Genomic DNA, 4450 nt, shown 5'->3' on the forward strand with positions numbered 1-4450 from the left:
CGGGTCGCCCGCGCAGATCGCGCAGACGGTCGAGGGGTCGCTGCAGCGGCTCGGCACCGATTTCGTCGACATGGTCTATCTCCATCGCCTCGATAAGCGGGTGCCGGTCGAGGAATCGGTCGGCGCGCTGGTGCGACTGAAGGAACAGGGCAAGCTCGGTGCGATCGGCTTAAGCGAAATGTCCGCCGCGACCGTTCGCCGCGCCCACGCGGTGCACCCGATTGCGGCGGTGCAAAGTGAATATTCGCCGGCGGTGCGCAATCCCGAGATCGCGGTGCTGGCGACGTGCCGCGAACTCGGCATCGGCTTCGTCGCCTTTTCGCCGGTTGCGCGCGGGCTGCTCGCCGGGGCGATCAGGTCGGCCGACTATGACAAGGGCGATATTCGCGCGATGATGCCGCGCTTCGTGAAGCCGCAACTCGTCGCCAACCTGACGTTGGTCGAGGCCTATGAGGCGCTAGCGAGCGAGGCGGGATGCACGCCAGGTCAACTCGCGCTTGCCTGGTTGCTGGGAAAGAGTGACCATGTCGTCCCGATTCCCGGTACGCGCAGCATCGCCCATCTCGAGGAAGACCTTGCCGCCGCGACGCTTTCGATCGATCCAGATTTGCTGGCGAAAGTCGACGCTTTGTGTCGAGCAGGAGTGTTCAGTGGCCCGCGCTATTCCGGCGCGATACAGTCGCAGATCGACACCGAAACCTTTGCGGACGAAGAGTTGGCCTGACCGCCGATTTGACTAAATGCGACGAACCGTGCATTTCTATCGACTAACTGAAGTCGTCGCAGGAGTGAGCGCGTGACCGATCTGACCCCGGGCAAGAAATTCCTTCGCGCATTGCTGATCGGTTTTCTCCTCTCCATCCCGATCTTCTGCGTGTGGCTAATGATCGGCGACCGCCAGTCGCAATCGACCGAAGCGCGCGCCTCGATCGCGCAGGGCTGGGGTGGACCACAGGTCATCGCAGGGCCCGAACTGTCGATCCCATTCAAGCAGACCGTCACGGGCACCGAGCAGGTCAACGGTCAGCCGGTCAGCCACACGACGACGATCGAGCGGCGGCTGGTCGTCGCGCCTAGTGGGATCGACGCGGCGACGGTACTTCAGCCCAAGCATCGCCGCCGCTCGATCTACGATGTCGTCATCTATCGCGCCGAGACCAAGGGGCGCGCGATATTCGCGCTGCCGGCCGATCTCGCCTCGCTCGGGGTCCAGCCGGAAACGCTCGAACTCGCCCGCGCCGAACTTCGCTTTGGCGTGTCCGATGCGCGCGGCCTGTCGGGCAATCCGCAGGTACGCGTGGGCAACGCCGTGCTGCCGCTCGGCCCCGGCGGCGGGTCCAGCCTCGTCGGCTCCGGCTTCTACGCGCCGATCGATCTGACCAAGGTCGATCCGGCCAGGCTCGCGGTCGACTTTCGCTTCGTCCTGCGCGGCAACGGCAGCCTCGCCTTCGCCCCGCGCGCCGGGGACACGGCATGGAAGGTAACGTCGACGTGGTCGAATCCCAGTTTCGGTGGCGAATTCCTTCCGGACGATCACCACATCGCCAAAACCGGGTTCGACGCGATCTATCGCATCGGCAACCTCGCGCTCGGCCGCTCGCTGCTGTTCATCGAGGGTGCCGACAAGACCAGCGCGCCTGAAAGAGCAACGCCATCGGCATATGCGACCGCAAGCGAGACGAACGGTCCCCAATCCGCCTCGATCCAACTGGTCGAGCCGGTCGACCTCTATTCGCAAGTCAACCGCGCGACCAAATATGGCTTCCTGTTTGTCGGCTTTACCTTCCTCGCCTACCTCCTGTTCGACGTGATCGGCGGCGTGCGCGTTGCAACAGTCGAATATCTCCTCGCGGGCGCCGGGCTGGTGCTGTTCTTCGTCCTGCTGCTCGCCTTCGCCGAGGTGATCGGCTTCACCCCGGCCTATCTCGTCGCGGCGGCCGCGATCACCGGGCTCAACACCGCCTACTCGGCAGCGGTGCTGAAGAGCTGGCGGCGGGCGGCGGTGATCGGCGCGATTCTCGGCGCGCTCTACGCGATACTCTACGTGCTGCTTAGCCTCGAGGCCTACGCACTGTTGATAGGCTCATTGCTGCTCCTCGCCGCGCTGGCCGGGACGATGTACGTCACGCGGCGGCTCGACTGGGCTGGCGCACGGGACGAGGCCTAGCTAGACCGCGCGGCCTATGACCAACAACAATCCCCCCAAGCGGGTGTTTCCCGCCGCCAAGGTCGATGCCCAGGCGGCCAGGCATGTCCCCTCGTCGCCGCAGACCGAAAGCGCCGCCTATAAATTGGCGTTTCAGGACAATGACTTCCTGCTGCGTGAGGATTTGCGCCCGGTCCGCTTCCAGCTCGAGCTGCTCAAGACCGAGTTGCTGCTCGACGAGGCCAATATCGCTTCGACTTTCGTCTTTTACGGCAGTGCGCGGGTGCCCGAACCGGCCAAGGCTGATGAGTTGATCGAGGCCGCGCGCGGCGACAAGGCGAAGGCCATCGCCGAAAGCCTAAAGGCCAAGTCGCGCTATTACGACATTGCCCGCGAACTGGCGCAGATGGTCAGCCAATACCCGCTCGACGATGAGGGCAAGCGCCATTTCGTGGTCTGCTCGGGCGGCGGACCGTCGTTCATGGAAGCCGCCAATCGCGGCGCGATCGACATGGGCAAGGAGACAATCGGGCTCAACATCGTCCTGCCACACGAGCAATTGCCCAACCCCTATGTAACCCCGGACCTGAGCTTTCAATTCCACTATTTCGCACTGCGCAAAATGCATTTTCTGCTGCGCGCGCGGGCGGTTGCGGTGTTCCCGGGCGGGTTCGGGACATTCGACGAGATGTTCGAGCTGCTGACCTTGATCCAGACCGGCAAGATGCGGCCTATGCCGATCCTGCTGTTCGGGCGGGAGTTTTGGAACAAGGTCGTCGATTTCCAGGCGCTGGCCGACGAGGGAGTGGTCTCGCAGCACGACCTTGATCTGATCACCTGGTGCGAAAGCGCCGAGGAGGCCTGGTCAGCAGTGCGGGCCCATTATCGCGAAGGCAAGCACGAGCGAGGGTAAGTCCGCTCGCTACTTTTTCTCGGCGACGCCGTTTGGCCCGGTCAGCTTGGCCGCCCCTTCGCCGCCGACGTTCTTGGGTCCCCCGGCGGCGGCCTGCTGCTCGGTCAGGACGGCGGTGTTCGGGGCCTTCTGCGCACCCGCGCCATTCTGCGCCTCGGCTGAAGCCTTGGCATCGCCCGTCGGCGCGCCTGTCGCAGCTTCCGTCGGAGCGGCCGGTAGGGGCTTGGGCGCGTCGCTCTTGCTGTTCAGATAGGCGATGACGTTGGCGCGCTCCTGTGGGTCGCCGAGCCCGGCGAAGGTCATCTTGGTGCCCGGCGCCATCGCCTTAGGGCTGGTCAGCCAATGGTTGAGCGACGTCCAGTCCCAATTGCCGCCGACGCCTGACAGTGCTTCGGAGAAAGCGAAGCCGTTGGCGCCCTTGCCGATCGGCTCACCGAGCACCCCCCACAGGTTCGGGCCGAGCGCGTTCGCACCGCCTTTTTCTGCGTTGTGGCAGGCGGCGCACTTCTTGAACACGTCCGCACCCTTGGCCGCGTCAGCGCTAGCCAAGTAAAATTCGATCGGCTTTTCGGCGACCGCTGCGACGGCTCCCTCCTCGACTACGCCAGCGATCGGATAGCCCATTTTCTCGGGCCGTTCGGAGTTGAAGATTTCGCCGGTGACGGTGTAGCCGAGCAGGGCGACGATGCCGCCGAACAGGACCCAGCCGGCAATGGTGTTGGAACGGTCTTGCATGATACCCCGTGAGCAATCTGGCGAAGCGTTGCGCGGCCCTTAAAGGCAGGACCGCCATTCATCAAGCGGCGAGCGGCCGATCATCGGTCGGCGGCTCGCTCCAGCCAGTGATCTAGCAGCGTGCGGGCGATGGCGAAGCGCGGCGGCGCGAGGAAAGGCCCGTCCCTCCCGACGAGTGCGGCCGCCACCTCGTCGCGGGTGAACCAGCCCGCATCGTCGAGTTCGGTCGTGTCGATCGTCAGTGCGTCGTCGAGTGCGGTCGCAGTGCAGCCGATCATCAGGCTCGACGGGAATGGCCACGGCTGACTGGCGATGTAGCGGACGTCCTTGACGGTGATGCCTGCTTCTTCGTGGAGCTCGCGAGCGACCGCCGCCTCGATCGTCTCGCCGACCTCGACGAAGCCGGCCAGCGCCGAAAAATGCCCGGACGGGAATTGCGGTTGGCGGCCGAGCAGCAGGCGGCCGTCATGTTCAGCGAGCATGATCACGACCGGGTCAGTGCGCGGGAAATGTTCACCGCTGCACGACGGGCAACGGCGTGACCAGCCACCGCGGACGACATCGGTCGGATGACCACAGACCGAGCAATAGGGGTGGCGTCGGTGCCAGTTAGCGAGGGTGAGGGCGGCGGCGAACAGTGGTGCTTCTGACGTGCC

5 protein-coding genes are annotated in these 4450 nt (G+C 64.8%); 3 read left to right on the plus strand and 2 right to left on the minus strand.

The window, feature by feature from the left end; all coding sequences use genetic code 11:
* The 3 genes from RMN84_RS02545 to RMN84_RS02555 form a co-directional block, all read left to right on the plus strand.
* Positions 1-724: aldo/keto reductase (locus RMN84_RS02545; protein ID WP_309610637.1), on the plus strand; the 724-nt coding region annotated here is incomplete at its 5' end.
* 72 nt (positions 725-796) lie between these two features.
* Positions 797-2167, plus strand: coding sequence for a cell envelope integrity protein CreD (gene creD, locus RMN84_RS02550; RefSeq protein WP_309610638.1), 1371 nt, complete (start codon positions 797-799; stop codon positions 2165-2167).
* A 16-nt stretch (positions 2168-2183) separates the two neighbouring features.
* The gene (locus tag RMN84_RS02555; protein WP_309610639.1) at positions 2184-3059 is read left to right on the plus strand and encodes an LOG family protein; all 876 of its coding nucleotides are present in this window, start codon (positions 2184-2186) and stop codon (positions 3057-3059) included.
* A gap of 9 nt (positions 3060-3068) precedes the next feature.
* On the opposite strand, the gene RMN84_RS02560 is transcribed toward RMN84_RS02555, so the two are convergent.
* Together RMN84_RS02560 and nudC are read right to left on the minus strand one after the other, a co-directional pair.
* Positions 3069-3794, minus strand: a complete 726-nt coding sequence (locus RMN84_RS02560; protein WP_309610640.1) for a cytochrome c family protein — start codon at positions 3792-3794, stop codon at positions 3069-3071.
* Between the two features lie 80 nt (positions 3795-3874).
* Positions 3875-4450, minus strand: a 576-nt coding sequence (nudC, locus tag RMN84_RS02565) for an NAD(+) diphosphatase (protein WP_309610641.1), incomplete at its 5' end; no start/stop codon positions are given.

Source organism: Sphingomonas sp. (genome assembly GCF_031380695.1).
Lineage (GTDB): Bacteria > Pseudomonadota > Alphaproteobacteria > Sphingomonadales > Sphingomonadaceae > Sphingomicrobium.

What these genes read in the sequence shown, in the direction of transcription:
- RMN84_RS02555 (WP_309610639.1), top strand. Translation starts at nt 2,184, where the DNA reads ATGACCAACAACAATCCCCCCAAGCGGGTGTTTCCCGCCGCCAAGGTC.
- RMN84_RS02560 (WP_309610640.1), bottom strand. Translation starts at nt 3,794, where the DNA reads ATGCAAGACCGTTCCAACACCATTGCCGGCTGGGTCCTGTTCGGCGGC.